Consider the following 15,755-nt stretch of genomic DNA (forward strand, 5'->3'; position numbering starts at 1 on the left):
ACGCGTACCCCACTCGACGCGAGGCGTGCTGCGGTCCCTCTACCCGCATCCACGCAACCGAAAACTCAACCTCCACACGAAAGTAGTCACGTGGCAAACATCAAGTCGCAGATTAAGCGCATCGGCACCAACCGCAAGGCGACCGAGCGCAACAAGGCATACAAGTCGGAGCTCCGCACCGCGATCCGTCGCGTTCGCGAAGCTGCTGCCGAAGGCAACGTAGAGAAGGCACAGACCGCTCTCGCCTTCGCTTCGAAGAAGCTCGACAAGGCTGTTTCGAAGGGTGTCATCCACAAGAACCAGGCTGCGAACCGCAAGTCGGCTATCGCCAAGCTGGTCAACGCGATCGACGCTAAGTAAGTTTCGCCGGCATCGCCGGTACACAGGAATTGGGCTCCTCGGGGCCCAATTTTTGTTTTCCGCCTTCAGTCACACCCGCAAACCAATATCTGCGAAGTCAACCATCTCCAACATGGTGCACTGAGCCGAGGGCGGAGGCGCTATGCACCTCCGATGCGCTGTATCTGCACCACTTTGGAGATTTGCCCGGTCAAAGGTTGCGGCGTCGTGGTGTTCTCCCGCCCGGCCAGCACCACTATCGGACGTTACCCATGCGGCTTCCGTCATGCTTGAGAGGTGAGTGATGCAAGCCTGCCCCGACTAGCCGCGCTCGACACACTCCGTGACGAGCTGTCGAACGCATCCCTGCCTCTTGATCTCAACGAAACCCAGCGCGCCAAAGCGAACCAGTCCTGGGCAATTCAGCAGATCGACGACTACATCGCGCCGCGACTGGCCAACCTGGACGCACCGCTGCTGGCGGTTGCTGGCGGCTCAACGGGCGCGGGCAAGTCCACCATCGTCAATGCGATCGTCGGCAGCCCCGTGACGCGCACTGGCGCAATCCGCCCCACTACGCGACAACCGATTCTGCTGCACGCACCCGGTGAGGGCGAATGGTTCGAGACCGACCGCATCCTGCCCGGACTCTCGCGCATCCGCGGCACCGCAACTCACCAGGTGCTGCCTTCGTCACAGGCTGGCGCTACCCCAGACGCCAGCCTTATCGGCTCGGTTGTGCTCGTCGAAGACCCGCACATCCCGAAGCACATTGCGCTCATCGACGCACCCGATATCGACTCGATCGCCGACGAAAACCGCGCACTCGCATCCCAACTGCTGGCTGCAGCCGACCTGTGGTTCTTCGTAACCACCGCCAACCGCTACGCCGATGCGGTGCCGTGGCAATTGCTCGATGACGCTGCCACTCGCGACATCACCGTCGCGGTCGTCCTCAACCGAGTACCGCCGGGTGCTGAGCAGGAGATTCAGCATGACCTGCAGCGCATGCTGCACGAGCGCGGCCTTCCCCACGCTCCCGTATTCACCATCACCGAACAACCGCTCGACCAGCTCGGTATGCTGCCGCCCGCAGCAGTGGCCGGCCTACGAAACTGGCTTGGCACAATTGCTGCCGACTCCGCATCCCGCCACGAACTGGCACGACGTACCGTGCTCGGCTCGGCACGCAAACTCACCCATATGAGCCACGAAATTGCGATCGCCCGCGACGTACAACTGCGCACGGCCGAAGACCTAATGCGCATTATCGATGACGAATACGAAGATGCCATCGACGACGTGCGCGAAGCCACCCGCGACGGTCAGCTATTGCGCGGCGAGGTGCTCGCCCGCTGGCAGGATGTTGTTGGCACATCCGATGCATTCCGCGGCATCGAGACGTGGGTGTCTGGTGCCCGCGATCGGGTTACCGGTTGGTTCACTGGAAAGCCAAAGACCGTCGAGCAGGTCGAAGCCACACTCGAGTCCGGTTTGCACGCGGTTATCGTGGATGCGGCCAGCCGCGCCGCCGCTTCAAGCTGGCAGCGGGTGCGTGCTACCGAACACGGCCGCCACGTGTTCTCGGATGCAACGCTGGCCCACGAATCAGACAGCCTGAACGAATCCGCTGCCCGGCTGATGCGCGACTGGCAAGCCGCGCTCGTGGAATTAGTGCGCACGCAGGCTGCCGGAAAACGCACCAAGGCGCGCGTGCTGTCGCTGGGACTCAACGCGGTCACGGTGGCGCTGATGATCGTCGTCTTTGCGTCCACGGCGGGCCTCACCGGCGGTGAAGTGGCCATTGCCGGTGGTTCGGCAGTGGTCGGCCAGAAACTGCTGGAAACACTGTTCGGTGACGAGGCAGTGCGAAAGCTCGCGACCCAGGCGCGCGATGATCTCGAGCTGCGGGTTACGTCGCTGTTCCGTGCCGAGTCGCTCCGGTACAGCGCCGAACTCATGCCGGTGACCGCACCCGGAAGCGGCGACAAGCTGCGTTCGGCGATCGCCGAGTTCGAAGCAACGCTGCGTGATGACCTGGCTGCGCCGCCCGCCTCGCAGCTTTCACCGCCGACCTTCGGCAGCCAGACCACGAACGGGCCTCGCGTATGAGCCGCATCACTATCGATGACCGCATCCAGTCGCTCCGCGAAGCGCGCGAACTCGGCGTCGGCAGGCTGTCTGAAGCGTCGCTTGCCGAGCTCGACCGTGTGATTGCGGCGGCAGCTGAGCGTCGTGCACTTTCGAGTGAACACACGGTCGTCGGGTTCTTTGGCGCCACCGGGTCTGGCAAATCGTCGCTGTTCAACGCGGTCGTCGGCGAGCAGTTGGCGCACACGCACGTTCGACGCCCGACCACGTCGGTGCCGCTGGCTGCCGTGTGGCGACAAGAAGACGCTTCGCCGCTGCTGGACTGGCTGCAGGTGCAAGATCGACGGATCCCCGCGCATCCGTTCGCTGGCGACCCCGCGCTGCCGCTGATCTTGCTGGATTTGCCCGACTTCGATTCGGTTCAGGCCGAACACCGCGAGATTGCGACTCGGCTCGCGGGCCAGGTTGATGTGTTGGTGTGGGTCGTTGACCCGCAAAAGTACGCCGATGCGACGCTGCACCGCGACTTCATTCAGCCATTGGCGACGCACGCTGCCGTTACTGCGGTGGTGCTGAACCAGATTGACCGACTTGCTCCCGCCGAGATTCCGCAGGTGGTGCAGTCGCTCGAGTCGCTGATCGCTCGCGATGGGCTGCCGAACACCGAGGTCATGGCTGCAAGCGCGGTCACCGGAGCCGGAGTCGATTCGGTGCGTCTCCGGATTGCGAAGTTTGCTCGCGATCGTGTTGCGGCAACGGCACGACTGACCGCCGATGTGCGCCAGTGCGCCTCATCGCAGCTCCCCCGCAACGTGGAATCGCCCGGCACTAGGGAACAGTCGCCGCCACCCACTCGGCCGTTCAACGCCGATCGCAGTGCCCGCGCGATGCGTGAGGCGATCATTACGGCGTCGGGCGCTGAACTAATTTCGCAGGCGGTTGCAAAGTCGTACCGAAAGCGCGCGGGCCAGGCCACAGGGTGGCCGGTAACGTCGTGGCTCTTGCGGTTCCGTCCCGATCCCCTGCGCCGGTTGCATCTTCCGGCCCAGCAGCGTACGGCGACGGATGCGGATGCTCCGGTCGTGGCGCGCACCTATCGGCAGCCGTTGAGTGCGGGTCAGAAAGCGGGCATGAACCGTGCCGTTCGCAGCTACGTGAGCGATGCATCCGCCGATCTGCCCGAGCCGTGGCAGGAGTACCTGCGCGGCCAGGGGTTGACGTTGAGCGAGTCGGTTCCGGATGCGGTCGATCAGGCGATTGCCGCCACTGACCTCGGCGCAGGCCGATCGTGGTGGTGGCCGCTGATCACTGCGCTGCAGGTGGTTTCGCTACTGGCCGGATGCGTCGGTGCCGGTTGGTACCTGGTGTTGTGGGCAATGCAGGCGCTTGGGTTCGGGTTCGTGGAGATTCCGACCGTTGAAGGATGGCCGGTGCCTGGGCTGCTGCTCGTGTTCGGAGTGTTGCTCGGCATCGTGCTCGGCGCGGTTGCCGCGTTCATCAGCGCAGGCGTGGCCGGTGGCCGCAGGCGCCGTGCGATGCGGCGTCTACGTGCCTCAATCGGCACTGCCGTGGATGCGCACGTTGCCGCTCCGGTGCGATCAGAACGTGCACGTGCGCTCGCGTTCGTGAACGCCCTCCGACGGGCTGCTGCCCGCTAGCGCTTAGAACGCCGTAAACGCGCTCTGTTCACCCGAGTAGGTAAAGCCCGCCCCGGTAACGGTGCTCCAGCACACAAGCGCGTCACTGCCGGGTGCACCGCAGACGATGTCCCCGTAGTAGACCGCTTCGCCCGAACCAATTGCTTGCGGTGAAAGCTGTTTCTGCATCGCGGATGGGAAGCTTTCCCCACCCATGAACGTTGGCTCGGTGTCGTTCACACCCAGTTGCACGCTGCAGTCGCCACCGGCGTCGCACCATGTCTGCACCATGCAGTGGACACCGGACTCGCCCGCATTCACATCACACTTGATACTGCCGGATTCAGTCTGGATGATTGCTTCCGTATCGGCTGGGTCGGCACTTGCTTGGCGAGTCTCTGTCGCTTCGGTAGCGTCCGAAGGAATCGCTCCACCTGCACCGGGGAAAGCGGCCGAAGTGTCCTCACCGGTGTTGCCAGTTGAGTCCTTCATACCGAACGGCCCCACCTGGCCTTCGGTTTCACCAGTCCGGTCTCGGCCATCGCTGTAGTCCGGAACGTCGCCGGTGCGAACGACGGCTCCCGCTTCATCGTCCCAGGTCAGGGTTGAGGTTGCAGTCTGCGAAGCTTCAGCGTTGCTTTCGCCCGGCCCTGCCCATCGGAACGTCACTTCGATCGTGGCGTCATCGACACGCTCGACCATTGGCGCCCAGCCAAATGACTGCTCGGTTGCGGTACCGACGAATTCACCGTAGTGGAACAGTACGACAGCCGACGGCGACGATACGGTTGCACCCCTCGCGGTGACAACCGCCCAAGAAAGTGCTGCACAAGGATCGTAATCATCTGTTTCAGCTAGCTCCACTGCCCACCCAACGTCGGTACGGTCGGGGAGCGGCAACGCCATTTCATCGACAGCCGAAGCCATTGCTTCTTCCGCACTGGCGGTTCCACACTCGGGAGTTGGCGTTGGTGTCGAGGTCGGTGTCACGCTTTGCGTCGGTGCAACCGACTCGCTCGTGGCTGGGGTCTCGGACGCACAACCAACGAGCACGAGCAAGGTAGAAGTAGCAGCGGCAACCAGCGGCCAGATTCGTCGTTCACGCATACTTCGAAGCTAGCCCAGACCGATGACTGGCAGCAGAACTATTGGTCTCGTTCGCATAACTTCCTGCCGCAGCTGAGGAACGCGCCTACGTCAGCAACCCAAGTATCTGCGTCAGCGCTCGCGCAGCGCCACCTTGCGCACGAGTCGCTCTGCAGCAAACTCGGGATCGCGCGATAGTCCCTTCACCATGTGGTCGGTTTCGGCGGTGAGCTGAATGGCAATCGCCAGTTCTCGATCGGTCCAGCCGCGCAGTTCGCGTCGGGCTTGACCAACCTGCCAAGGTGCCGCGCCTACGGTACCGGCAAGCTGTGCATCCGACCCCGCAAGACCCGAAACTTTGGCCATCATGCGGAGTTTCATGGCGATTGCCGAGACGATCGGTACCGGATTAAGTCCGGTCTCAAAACCGGCGCGCAACAGCCGCAGCGCATCGGGCAGACGGCCCGCGATCGCCGCATCCGCGATCTTGAATCCGGTGGTTTCCACTCGCCCACCGTAGTACCGGTCCACCAGCTCGGGCGTAATCTCGGGTTCGGTCGAGACGTTCATGAGCTGTCGAACCGCAGCTGCAAGTTCGGCAAGATCGGTGTTGAACGCGGCGATGAGAGCGTGAACGGCTTGGGGCTGGATGCTGCGCCGCTCATAGCGCACCAATTGGCGCACAAACCCGTCAAGTTCGTTCGCTTTCAGGGGTGTGCAGGCAACTTCAATTGCTTCGGGAAGTGCCCGAACCGCATCCAGCAATTTCTTGCCGCGCACACCCGTGCGGTGTCGCAGCACGATGTGCGTGCCGTCGATCGGGGCGCTGAGGTAGTCGATGATTTCGTTGAGTAGCGATTCGCTCGTTTCGTGAACGTTTTGCACGATGACCAGCCGCGGTTCCATGAAGAGCGACGGACTCACCACCGTGGTGAACTCCCCCGGTTCGTGGTGTTTCGCATCAATTTCGTGAACTTCGATGGCCGGGTCTTCGGCCCGCAAGATCGCCCGCAGGTTACTCACGGCTTCGTCCGCGAAAAAGTCCTCGGCACCGCTCAAGAGCGCCACCGGTGCTGGACGAATCTCGAGCCACGAAACCTGCTGCAGCTTCACTTTGCTGCTGCGTTTAGCGGGTTTCTTTGCGGTAGCCACTGGCGTCACTTTCTGCGGGCGGGATGCGGACGGTCACGCTGGCAGCGCAGGTGTTGCGTTGTCGAGTCGGGCCGCCGGGTTGTTCGCGTGCATCTATCGTAGTTGTCCCGTTGCCACAGTTGCTGCAGGGCGGCGCTTACGGGGTTCAACGCGCGAATGGAAACGGTTGAGGGTCCGACGCGTCAACGTCGGACCCTCGTGCGATCACGGCCGGTTAGCGGATCGCTTCGTGGTAGGCGCTAGCTAGGGCCTAGAAGTTTGGCTGGTTCGGGTTCTGCGGGCCTGGCTGGCCTGGTTGCTGACCGAATGGCTGCTGACCGTAGCCGCCTGGCTGGCCGCCGAACTGCTGCGGCTGCTGGCCCGGTGCTGGCTGGCCCGGTGCACCGAATGGCTGCTGGCCCGGCTGTCCACCAAACTGCTGTGGCTGCTGACCGTAACCCTGTGGCTGACCGAACTGCTGCGGCTGCTGGCCGTAGCCCATTGGCTGGCCACCGAAGTTGCCACCCTGGCCGCCCTGGCCGTTCATCATCGACGGAGCCTTGAGCGCCTGCATGATGTCGAGTGCAGCCACACCCAGCATCGCAATGGCCATGATCATGAGGATGATGCCGCCGAAGCCCATCGAGGCCGAAGCACCATAGCCGTAGTCACCGGTGTTCGAGAGGAGATCGATGCATTTGAAGAGCGAAAGGCCACCGGCAACGATGGCCAGACCGCCAGCACCAAAGAGGATTTCCTTGGCCGGCTTAATCATCGCGTAGACGGATGCACCTACGAGCAGCAGCATGAGCAGGAGGAGGGTGAATCCCCAACCAGTCTCACCGTGCGAGAAGTAGCTGAAGCTGTGGCTCTGGGCTTCCATGGTCACGCCATAGCCATAGTCCTGAGCTTCCATCGACACGGTGGCCTGTGGCAGGAACAGCGAAATGATGCCGATGAGTCCGACGATGGCACCGATCAACGGACCAGCTTCGAGGAAGCTCTTCGGCATCTGGAATCCAGCACCGGTCGAGCCCGAAGCACCGTACGGCTTTGGCTGCTGACCGTATGGAGGCTGCTGGCCGTAGGCCTGCTGCGGCTGCTGACCGTATGCCTGGTGCGGAGCTGGCTGCTGGCCGAACTGCGGCTGACCTGGCTGCTGACCGTACTGAGGCTGGCCCTGAGGCTGACCCTGAGGCTGCCCGAACTGGTTTGGGTTGTGACCAGGGTGTCCTGGCTGATTTGGCGAACCGGGCATCGACATCGGGATGCTGTTCCTTTCGTGTGGGTATTCACGCGTTCAGGTGGACTCGCAAACACCGCTCGAAGCCGGGCGATCGAAACCGCCAGCACGGTGGCAAGCTGCGGCAATCATAAAGACTGCGCGTTACAAGTACGAATCAAATTCGTCGAATACGGCGAATTTCAGTCGACCGTAGGATGCCGCATCCGAATCTCGGCGCTGGTGACACGGATGCGGGTGGCAGGCATTCGTAGATGCGGGTGTCGGGCCGCGCACGAGTGTGTGGCGCATTCGAGATGCAAACGTGGCCCGGCGCGTTTCGCACCGGGCCACGTTGAAGTAGTCGATTCGCCTCGAACCTAGGCGACGGTTGCGCCTGGAGCCTGCTTGTTCAGCATCGAGGGGAGCTTCGACGCACCCACGACGCAAAGCACACCACCAGCGATCAGCACGAGCGCGGCGAACAGCATCAGGTACGCACCAAATGCTGGGCCACCGTCAGCGAGGAATGCGAGCTCGTCGGCGCTGGACATGATGTTGATGCTGCGCAGCAGGGCGAACAGACCGACCACGATGCCGGCACCAGCAGCGGCCAGGGTGAGCTCCTTGGCCTGCTTAAGGATTGCAACGGCACCGAGCGCAATGGCAAGCACGAACGCGATGAGCAGCAGTACGCCTTCGCCGGCGGCGCCCTCAGTGAAGTAACCGATCAATTCAGTTTCGGTGGTCGATTCCATGGTGGTGATCGAGAAGTCCGACATCTCGATCGTGATCTGTGGCAGGAATACCGAGATGAAACCGAGAACACCGGCAGCGGCCACGGCAATCGGACCAAATCCAAACAGGTTCTTCGGCATGGCGAAGCCCGCAGCCGGTTGCTGGTTCGATGAGTTCGTAGGAGTCGATGTCGACATGGCGGATGTACCCTTTCGTACGGCTGCCCAATAGTTGCGGGCGGCTGCGCTGGTGGATTCAGAACACTCCGGATTGGAGCCTGCCCGGAGACTAGTGCAATCAGGTAACTGGGATGAAACGTTCTGCAAAATCTCAGCTAACGAATCTATGAGCCTGCCCATCGGTGGCAAACCTCAGTTGTTTCGAGACGTCCAAACCTGTGGCACAGTGTGCTGCCTTCGATCGGCAAACACGGCAATGTCACCATGTTCATCGGTACGCAGCCACGGGGTTTGCGCGTTCGCGAGTACCGTCAGCGTTGATTGAGTCGGGTGGCCGTAACCGTTGTCGGCACCCACAGAGATAACCGCGAGTTGCGCGCGTGCGTACCCGTACGCATCCGCGAACTGATCTCGCGAACCGTGATGCGCGACCTTGACGATGTCTGCGGGGAGCGTGGCGGGATCGAGCTGTTGTTGCACGGCTTCGCCCGAGTCTCCGAGTAACAAACTGCTGACGCAACCGGTTTGGCAATCCGCGGTCGGGTCGGCCCGCAAAATCACGCTGCCGTCGTTGTCGGCAAGGGAAGACGGACTGCCATCGGTGGCACGCCGCGGCCACAGCACCGTTATCTCCAGGTCGCCAATGGTGACGCGATCATCGGTGGCAACATGCGTAACGGGTATCTGCGCCCGATGGAAGCGCTGCACCAGCGGCTCGGTGCGAGCATCTTCGGTATCGGGTACCCACAGGGAGCGCACTGGAACCGGCAGCGCATCTGCCGCGCCAGCATGGTCGGCATCAAAATGAGTCAGCACCAGAACATCGATCTCGCGGATGCCGAAGTCACGTAGGCAGCGTGCCACCGGTTCCGGTTCCAGCCCGGTGTCGACCAGCATGGTGAGCGACCCGCCGCGCAGCAGGAGTGCATCCCCCTGCCCAACATCGCAGGCAACGAGCCGCCAATCATGCGGGAAGTCACGCATCCGAACGGCCATTCGTCCCACCCAGATGACCGATACCACTATGGCTGCCGTGACCACGAGCCCCGAGGCAATTCGCTGCAGCAGGCACCAAGCCCGCTGCTGCAACCCGCTTGGCCGTCCGTGTAGCCAAGGTGGCAGGGATCGTGGGCTGCAGGCGATCACGATTGCCGTGATCGTTGCGATCCAAAGCAATGCCCCGGGTAATCCTCCCGGCCACGGCAGGTTGGCCGCCGGGAACGCGGCGAAGGCTTCGGCGACGAGCCCGATCCATTGCGCGGGTAACCACGCAAGCCACGCGACGATCGGCGCCAACGCGGGCGCTACCACTACTGCGGCAACCAGCAAGAGCCCGGCCAGTGTTGCGATCGGTGCTGCGGGCGCGGCCAACAGGTTGGCGAGGACGCCGTAGGTTGGCAGACTCGGCTCGAGCAGCAACAGGATTGGCTGACAGGCCACTTGCGCGACCGTGGGCACCGCGATCAGCAATGCCACCGATTGCGGCAACCACCGTTGCAACAAGTTCGCCAACGGGCGCGTACCCAACAGCAATCCCGCCGTTGCCGCGGCCGACAGCGCAAACCCGTAATCGCGACTCAACCAGGGATCGGCCACCAGCAGTCCGAGCACCGCGAGCGAAAGCACCGGCACACCGGCAACCTTTCGCCCCGCGAGGTCGATCCCGATGACGATCACGGCCATGGCGGTTGCTCGGATCACTGAACCTTGCGGCGTCACCAAACAGACGAATGCCGCGAGCACCGGCAGTGCCAACACCAACCGCCACACTCTGCCGAACCCCACCCACCGGCCGAGCAGCAGCACCCCGGCCACGATCACCGCGATGTTCGAGCCCGAAACCGCCGTTAGGTGAGTCAGCGACGTCGCCTTCATGTCGTGGTTGAGGTCGTCAGACACCAGCTGTTCGTCGCCCGCAGCAAGCCCCGGAATCAACATGTTGCCCGGTGCTGGCAACATCGCTGCGACCGCCGCGGTCTGTGTGCGCACATCATGCGCCATTTGCAGCAGTGGATGCGGTGGGGCACGCAGCTGCACCGGTCCCTTCGCGTAGAGCATCGCCACCGCACTATCGCCCGGATCGGTGAGCCGCACCTTGGCCCGAACCTGGACAGTCGTACCAATAGGCAACGCCTCGCTCGCATCGGCGCTGCCGGGCATCTGGGAGTCCCGTACGTCACTGCTCGGCCCGATGTTGGCTCGTGCCACGGGCAGCGTCACCACGACCGGCACCCCGTCGAGCGGCGTTTGCTCGTCGTGCTGTCCCTTGCTTGTGAGGTTTGGCTCAGGGCGCAACTCGACGTGCTGGATTTGCGCGCGGTAGCGCAGCGAGGGTGGCCCAAACTGCGCCCCGGCCGCAGGTTTTCCAGCACCGGTGATCACGAGCGTGTAGCCGCGTTCGGTTTGTGACTCGGCCGCGTCGATCAGCAGCTGCGGCGTTCGCGCCGGCGCCCGCACCGCCACCATCGCTGCCACAAGCATGCTTGCCGCAGCCGCGACGGAGGCCAGCGCGAACCAGTCCCGCCGCCAATGCGACGCGGGTTTGCGCGGAAGCCTACGGTTCGCTGCGAGTACGACGAGACCGCACACCATTGCTGCCGCAGCGAGTAGGGCGATCGTTGGGGATGCATCCGGCGCACCGACAGCAACCCACGCCGTAGCCCACGCGACCAGCGCAACCACGAACATGCGCAGATCAGGTGGCTGCCCAGCACTGGTTTCGCTATTCCGCACCCCTGCGGCAGCTCCCCCGTTCATGTCGTGGCTCACACAGTCACCAGATCTTTGATTCCGGCAAACGTCGCGTCACCGATACCGGTGACATTTCGCAGATCTTCGACCTGTTGAAACCCGCCGTGCTGCTCGCGATAGTCGATGATTCGTTGCGCCATGGCGGGACCGATCCGCGGCAGCGTTTCGAGTTCCGTGGCGCTCGCGGTATTGATATTGACGAGTCCAGATCCGTTGCCGACACCGCCAGCGTTGCCGACACCACCAGCGCTACCGGGTGTGCCACCGGCACCTGCACCCTCGGCAGCAGGCAGCTGCTCGCCCGGTTTGGGCAGATAGATCTGCTCGCCATCGACCAGCGCACGAGCGAAGTTCACCGCCGTAATGTCCGCCTCGGCCAGCACCCCTCCGGCAGCAGCCACCGCATCAGCCACGCGTGCCGAGCCCGGAAGCTCATAAACGCCCGGCTGCTGGACTTGTCCGACCACATGCACAACCACCGTCGATGCGGTTGCACTCGGTGTCGGTAGCGCAGCCGAACCACTTGCGGGCACGGTGCTGCCGGCGTCCAGCACCGGCAGCTGCGTCGACCGTGGCTGCAACGAGACAGCAAACACCACGATGGCGCTGGCAATCAGCGCGACGATTACCGCAGCGCCGAACCCCACGCGCAATCGCGGGCGCTGCGGGGACGCGAACAGTGAGTCGAGCTCTAGATCCGTTAAAGGGTCGGGTTTGTGCGCGCTCCCGAGAGCTGACGGATGCGGCGATTCCGGCAGCTCGATCGGTGCGGTTTGGGTGGACGTCCAGGCGTGCGAAGTGGGCGACATGCCCGGCAGCTTAGGTACGCTGCGCTCTCACCGGGATCGCGCCGTGTCACGCTGTGGATAACTCGTTCTCCACAGCGTCAGATCGACATCCGATCGCCGCCCGGTGGGCAACGCAGACCAGCCAAGAGCAAATCCTGGCTAGAACGGCCGAAATAATCCCAAACCCATAATGATGAAGAAACCGTTGGCCGTCAGCAGGATTCCGGCAGCCATCTGATCGCCATCTTTGTCGTCCGCGATCTTGGTTCCGCAATAGATGATGTTGGCGATCGCCGAAATCAGCAAGAACGGCCCGATAGACATCAGGGTCGCCAAGCCAACGTATCCGATGCCCGCTTGCCCTTCTTCGCTGGCTGCCGAGAACAACCCCAGCACCGTAAACATTCCGACGAACTGAATCACGGTTGTGACGGATGCAAAGATCAGCCCTCGCGACACTGGTTTGCGATCTCGCTCAGGTCTTGCAAGCAATTCGTCTACTTCGGCATCGCTGAGTGTGTGCGGTTCCTTACCGACTGCATCAGGGTTGTTACCAGGCATCGTGCTTGCAGTTCCTCCCATTCAAGACGTCAGTTTCAAATCATGCCCAAACAACACACCAACGCCAACAGCAATAGGAATCCGTTCCCGACCATGATCAAGATCGGGAGCACTTTTTCACCCTTGGGCATTTTCCCGATCACGGTCATGCCATAAATCAACAGCCCAAGGCTGACCAGCAGAACGATCGGGCCCGAGTACACGAGCATCGCGAACGAAACTAGGCCGGACGAGACACCGCTAGTTCCATACGCACTGCCACTGCTGGCGAATCCTCCGACGATGATGCACAACCAGAAGTACTCAAATACGGTCACACCGAAGGCAATAGAAACTCCACGGGCGCGTCGTTGTTGCTGTTTCTCCGCATAGCGGTTCGACCGTTCCGTGAGCGACATGCCAGAGTACTCACCGGGCTTCGTTGACTGTTTGCTCGATGCAGGAGCCATTGTGTGTGTTCCTTGCTACTTCCAAACGCCATCATTTGTGTCCGCCGCACAACCACAGTGTTGCTTGGCGATGCCTAGATAGTACCCTGCGTCACCACCGGCAGTGCCCACTTCTCGTTAAGTGCCACACCAACAAGAACACGGGGTATGACCGAACCATCCGGTCATACCCCGCCAGCAAACATCAAGCGTCAGGCAGTTAGCCCTTCACCACGATGTTGACGAACTTCGGTGCCTTGACGATCACCTTGACGACATCGCCATCGCCAATGGCGCGCTTGGCACCGTCTGCCGCGAGCGCGAGCTGTTCGAGTTCCGCATCCGAAATCGATGGCGCAACTTCGACCTTGTCGCGCAGCTTGCCATTGACCTGCACGATCGCGGTGACCTGATCGGCAACGAGCAGTGCTGCTTCGGCGGTTGGCCATTGTGCGAATGCCACGGGAGTCTCGTGTCCAAGCAGCTGCCACATGTCTTCGGCAACATACGGAGCGAACAGGTCGAGCATCATGGCGATCACTTCGACGGCTTCGCGAACGGCAGGATCGGCCGCGCCAACGCCCGAGTCAATCGCCTTGCGGGTGACGTTGGTCAGCTCCATCAGGCGGGCAATGATCACGTTGTATTTGAACGTCTCACCAAGCTGCGGCACTTCGGCCAGAACCTTGGCAACGGCGCGGCGCAGGGCCACGTCTCCCCCAGCGACGTCGACACCGGGTGCCGAGGTGACGTCCTTAGCCAGGCGCCACGCGCGGGCAAGGAACTTGCCAGAACCGGCAACGGATACGGTCGCCCAGTCAACGTCTTCTTCTGGTGGCGAAGCAAACAGCATGGTCGTACGCACCGCATCCACACCGTGCTCGCCGAGTTCGTCGCTGAGCTTGATGAAGTTGCCCTTCGACTTCGACATCTTGGCGCCCTCAAGCACCACCATGCCCTGGTTGAGCAGCGCCGTGAATGGTTCGGTGAAGTTCACGTAGCCGAGGTCGTAGAGCACCTTGGTGATGAATCGGGCGTACAGCAGGTGCAGAATCGCGTGCTCAACGCCGCCGATGTACTGGTCGACCGGTGCCCACTTGGCGAGTTCTTCGGGGTCGAACGCCGCCTCGTGGTTGTTCGGCGAGATGAAGCGCAGGAAGTACCACGACGAGTCAACGAACGTGTCCATCGTGTCGGTGTCGCGCACCGCCGGCTTGCCGTCCGGCGTCTGCGTGGTCTTCCACTCGGTTGCCGCGCCCAGCGGCGACGAGCCCTTGGGCTTCAGGTCGAGGCCTTCGCCGTCGGGCAGGCGCACCGGCAGCTGGTCTTCGGGTACGAGTACTTCGTTGCCGTCTTCGTCGTACATGACCGGAATCGGGGTGCCCCAGTAGCGCTGACGCGAAATCAGCCAGTCACGCAGGCGGTAGTTGGTGGCGGCGGTACCGGTACCGCGCGCTGCCAGAATCTCGATCGCCTTCGCGATTGCCGCATCCTTCGACAGGCCGTCGAGCTCACCCGAGTTAATGAGGGTGCCGTCACCGGTGAGTGCTTCGCCGGATGCGGCCGGGTCGAGGTCGGCAAGCGCGATCGCGTTTCCGTCGGTGTCGGTCGGGGCGTCTGGCCCCTGAGTGACGTCGACAACCATCCTGACTGGCAGATCGAATGCGCGAGCGAAGTCGAGGTCGCGCTGGTCGTGTGCGGGTACGGCCATGATGGCGCCGTGGCCGTAGTCGGCGAGCACATAGTCGCTCGTCCAGATCGGCAGGCGGTCGCCGTTGAGCGGGTTGATGCCGTAGCGCTCGAGGAAAATACCGGTCTTTTCACGGTCGGCCGACTGGCGGTCGATCGATCCCATGGCCTGCGTTTGCTGCAGGTAGTCCTGGAACTTCATGCGTACGTCGGCGGATGCACCGGCTGCCAGTTCTGCAGCCAGGTCGCTTTCGGGCGCGACCACCATGAAGGTGGCGCCGTGCAGCGTGTCGGGGCGAGTGGTGAATACGGTCACCGGTTCGTCGCGGCCCTCGATTTGGAACTGCACATCGGCACCGTAGGAGCGGCCGATCCAGTTGCGCTGCATGGTGAGCACCTTCGCGGGCCAGCGTCCTTCGAGCTGGTCGAGGTCGTCAAGCAGGCGGTCGGCGTAGTCGGTGATGCGCAGGTACCACTGGGTGAGCTTCTTCTTGACGACGATCGCGCCACTGCGTTCGCTGGTGCCGTCGGCGAGCACCTGTTCGTTCGCGAGCACGGTCTGGTCTACCGGGTCCCAGTTGACGAACGATTCCTTGCGGTACGCGAGTCCGCGCTTGTACATCTGCTGGAACAGCCACTGGTTCCAGCGGTAGTACTCGGGGTCAGAGGTATGCAGCACGCGCGACCAGTCGAAACTGGCGCCGTAGCGGCGCATCGAGTCGCGCTGCTGCGCAATGTTGTTGTAGGTCCAGTCCTTGGGGTCGCCACCGTTCTTGATGGCGGCGTTTTCTGCGGGCAGACCGAACGAGTCCCAACCGATTGGGTGCAGCACGTTGAAGCCGCGGTGGCGCCAGAATCGCGCTACTGCGTCACCGAGTGCGTACTGCTCGGCGTGACCCATGTGCAGGTCGCCGGACGGGTACGGGAACATGTCGAGCACGTACTTGCGCGGAAGCTCAGGGTCGGCCTTGTCAACGTTGAAGAGGTCGAGCTCATCCCAGATTGGGCGCCACTTCGATTCGAGGCGGCGGAAGTCGTACTCGTCCTCGTTCGGTGCATCCACCTGTGGATTTTCGGCCTGAGTCACGGTTGTGCTGCTTTCGCTAGACGTATTG

Annotated in this window: 12 protein-coding genes; 3 read left to right on the top strand and 9 right to left on the bottom strand. The window is 62.6% G+C overall.

Annotated features, from left to right (window positions below; genetic code table 11):
• Window positions 1–90: 90 nt before the first annotated feature.
• The 3 genes from rpsT to ZBI01S_RS06805 all read left to right on the top strand — a co-directional run bounded on the left by rpsT (window position 91) and on the right by ZBI01S_RS06805 (window position 4,088).
• Window positions 91–360 carry a 30S ribosomal protein S20 gene (rpsT, locus tag ZBI01S_RS06795; protein WP_066058236.1) on the top strand — a complete coding sequence of 90 codons (270 nt, stop codon included), beginning with the start codon at window positions 91–93 and terminating at the stop codon, window positions 358–360.
• A gap of 276 nt (window positions 361–636) precedes the next feature.
• Window positions 637–2,451, top strand: coding sequence for a dynamin family protein (locus tag ZBI01S_RS06800; RefSeq protein ID WP_066058238.1), 1,815 nt, complete (start codon window positions 637–639; stop codon window positions 2,449–2,451).
• Window positions 2,448–4,088, top strand: coding sequence for a GTPase (locus ZBI01S_RS06805; protein ID WP_066058241.1), 1,641 nt, complete (start codon window positions 2,448–2,450; stop codon window positions 4,086–4,088). The genes ZBI01S_RS06800 and ZBI01S_RS06805 overlap by 4 nt, the downstream gene beginning before the upstream one ends.
• A 3-nt stretch (window positions 4,089–4,091) precedes the next feature.
• On the opposite strand, the gene ZBI01S_RS06810 is transcribed toward ZBI01S_RS06805, so the two are convergent.
• The 9 genes from ZBI01S_RS06810 to leuS form a co-directional block, all read right to left on the bottom strand.
• On the bottom strand, window positions 4,092–5,174 hold the full coding sequence (locus tag ZBI01S_RS06810; RefSeq protein ID WP_066058244.1) for an LppP/LprE family lipoprotein: 1,083 nt from the start codon (window positions 5,172–5,174) through the stop codon (window positions 4,092–4,094).
• 111 nt (window positions 5,175–5,285) lie between these two features.
• Window positions 5,286–6,305, bottom strand: a complete 1,020-nt coding sequence (gene holA, locus ZBI01S_RS06815; RefSeq protein ID WP_066058247.1) for a DNA polymerase III subunit delta — start codon at window positions 6,303–6,305, stop codon at window positions 5,286–5,288.
• 250 nt (window positions 6,306–6,555) lie between these two features.
• Complete coding sequence (locus ZBI01S_RS06820) at window positions 6,556–7,548, bottom strand: hypothetical protein (protein WP_066058250.1); 993 nt, start codon at window positions 7,546–7,548, stop codon at window positions 6,556–6,558.
• Window positions 7,549–7,886: 338 nt separating this feature from the next.
• A complete protein-coding gene (locus tag ZBI01S_RS06825) occupies window positions 7,887–8,441 on the bottom strand; it encodes a DUF5336 domain-containing protein (protein WP_066058254.1) in 555 nt (184 codons plus the stop codon).
• 174 nt (window positions 8,442–8,615) lie between these two features.
• Window positions 8,616–11,192: a ComEC/Rec2 family competence protein gene (locus ZBI01S_RS06830; RefSeq protein WP_159421439.1), complete on the bottom strand. Its 2,577-nt coding sequence runs from the start codon at window positions 11,190–11,192 to the stop codon at window positions 8,616–8,618.
• Window positions 11,189–11,983 carry a ComEA family DNA-binding protein gene (locus ZBI01S_RS09580; RefSeq protein WP_083524596.1) on the bottom strand — a complete coding sequence of 265 codons (795 nt, stop codon included), beginning with the start codon at window positions 11,981–11,983 and terminating at the stop codon, window positions 11,189–11,191. Before ZBI01S_RS09580 ends, ZBI01S_RS06830 begins: the two co-directional genes overlap by 4 nt.
• A 138-nt stretch (window positions 11,984–12,121) precedes the next feature.
• Entirely contained in the window at window positions 12,122–12,523 is a 402-nt protein-coding gene (locus tag ZBI01S_RS06840; RefSeq protein WP_066058258.1) for a hypothetical protein, read from the bottom strand.
• Between the two features lie 35 nt (window positions 12,524–12,558).
• Window positions 12,559–12,972 carry a hypothetical protein gene (locus tag ZBI01S_RS06845; RefSeq protein ID WP_159421440.1) on the bottom strand — a complete coding sequence of 138 codons (414 nt, stop codon included), beginning with the start codon at window positions 12,970–12,972 and terminating at the stop codon, window positions 12,559–12,561.
• 199 nt (window positions 12,973–13,171) lie between these two features.
• Window positions 13,172–15,727 (bottom strand): leucine--tRNA ligase, encoded by a 2,556-nt coding sequence (leuS, locus tag ZBI01S_RS06850; RefSeq protein ID WP_066058264.1) that lies wholly within the window; start codon window positions 15,725–15,727, stop codon window positions 13,172–13,174.
• Window positions 15,728–15,755 lie beyond the last annotated feature (28 nt).

Origin of the sequence: [Zimmermannella] bifida NBRC 103089 (assembly GCF_001570925.1) — a bacterium.
GTDB classification, from domain to species: domain Bacteria; phylum Actinomycetota; class Actinomycetes; order Actinomycetales; family Microbacteriaceae; genus Gulosibacter; species Gulosibacter bifidus.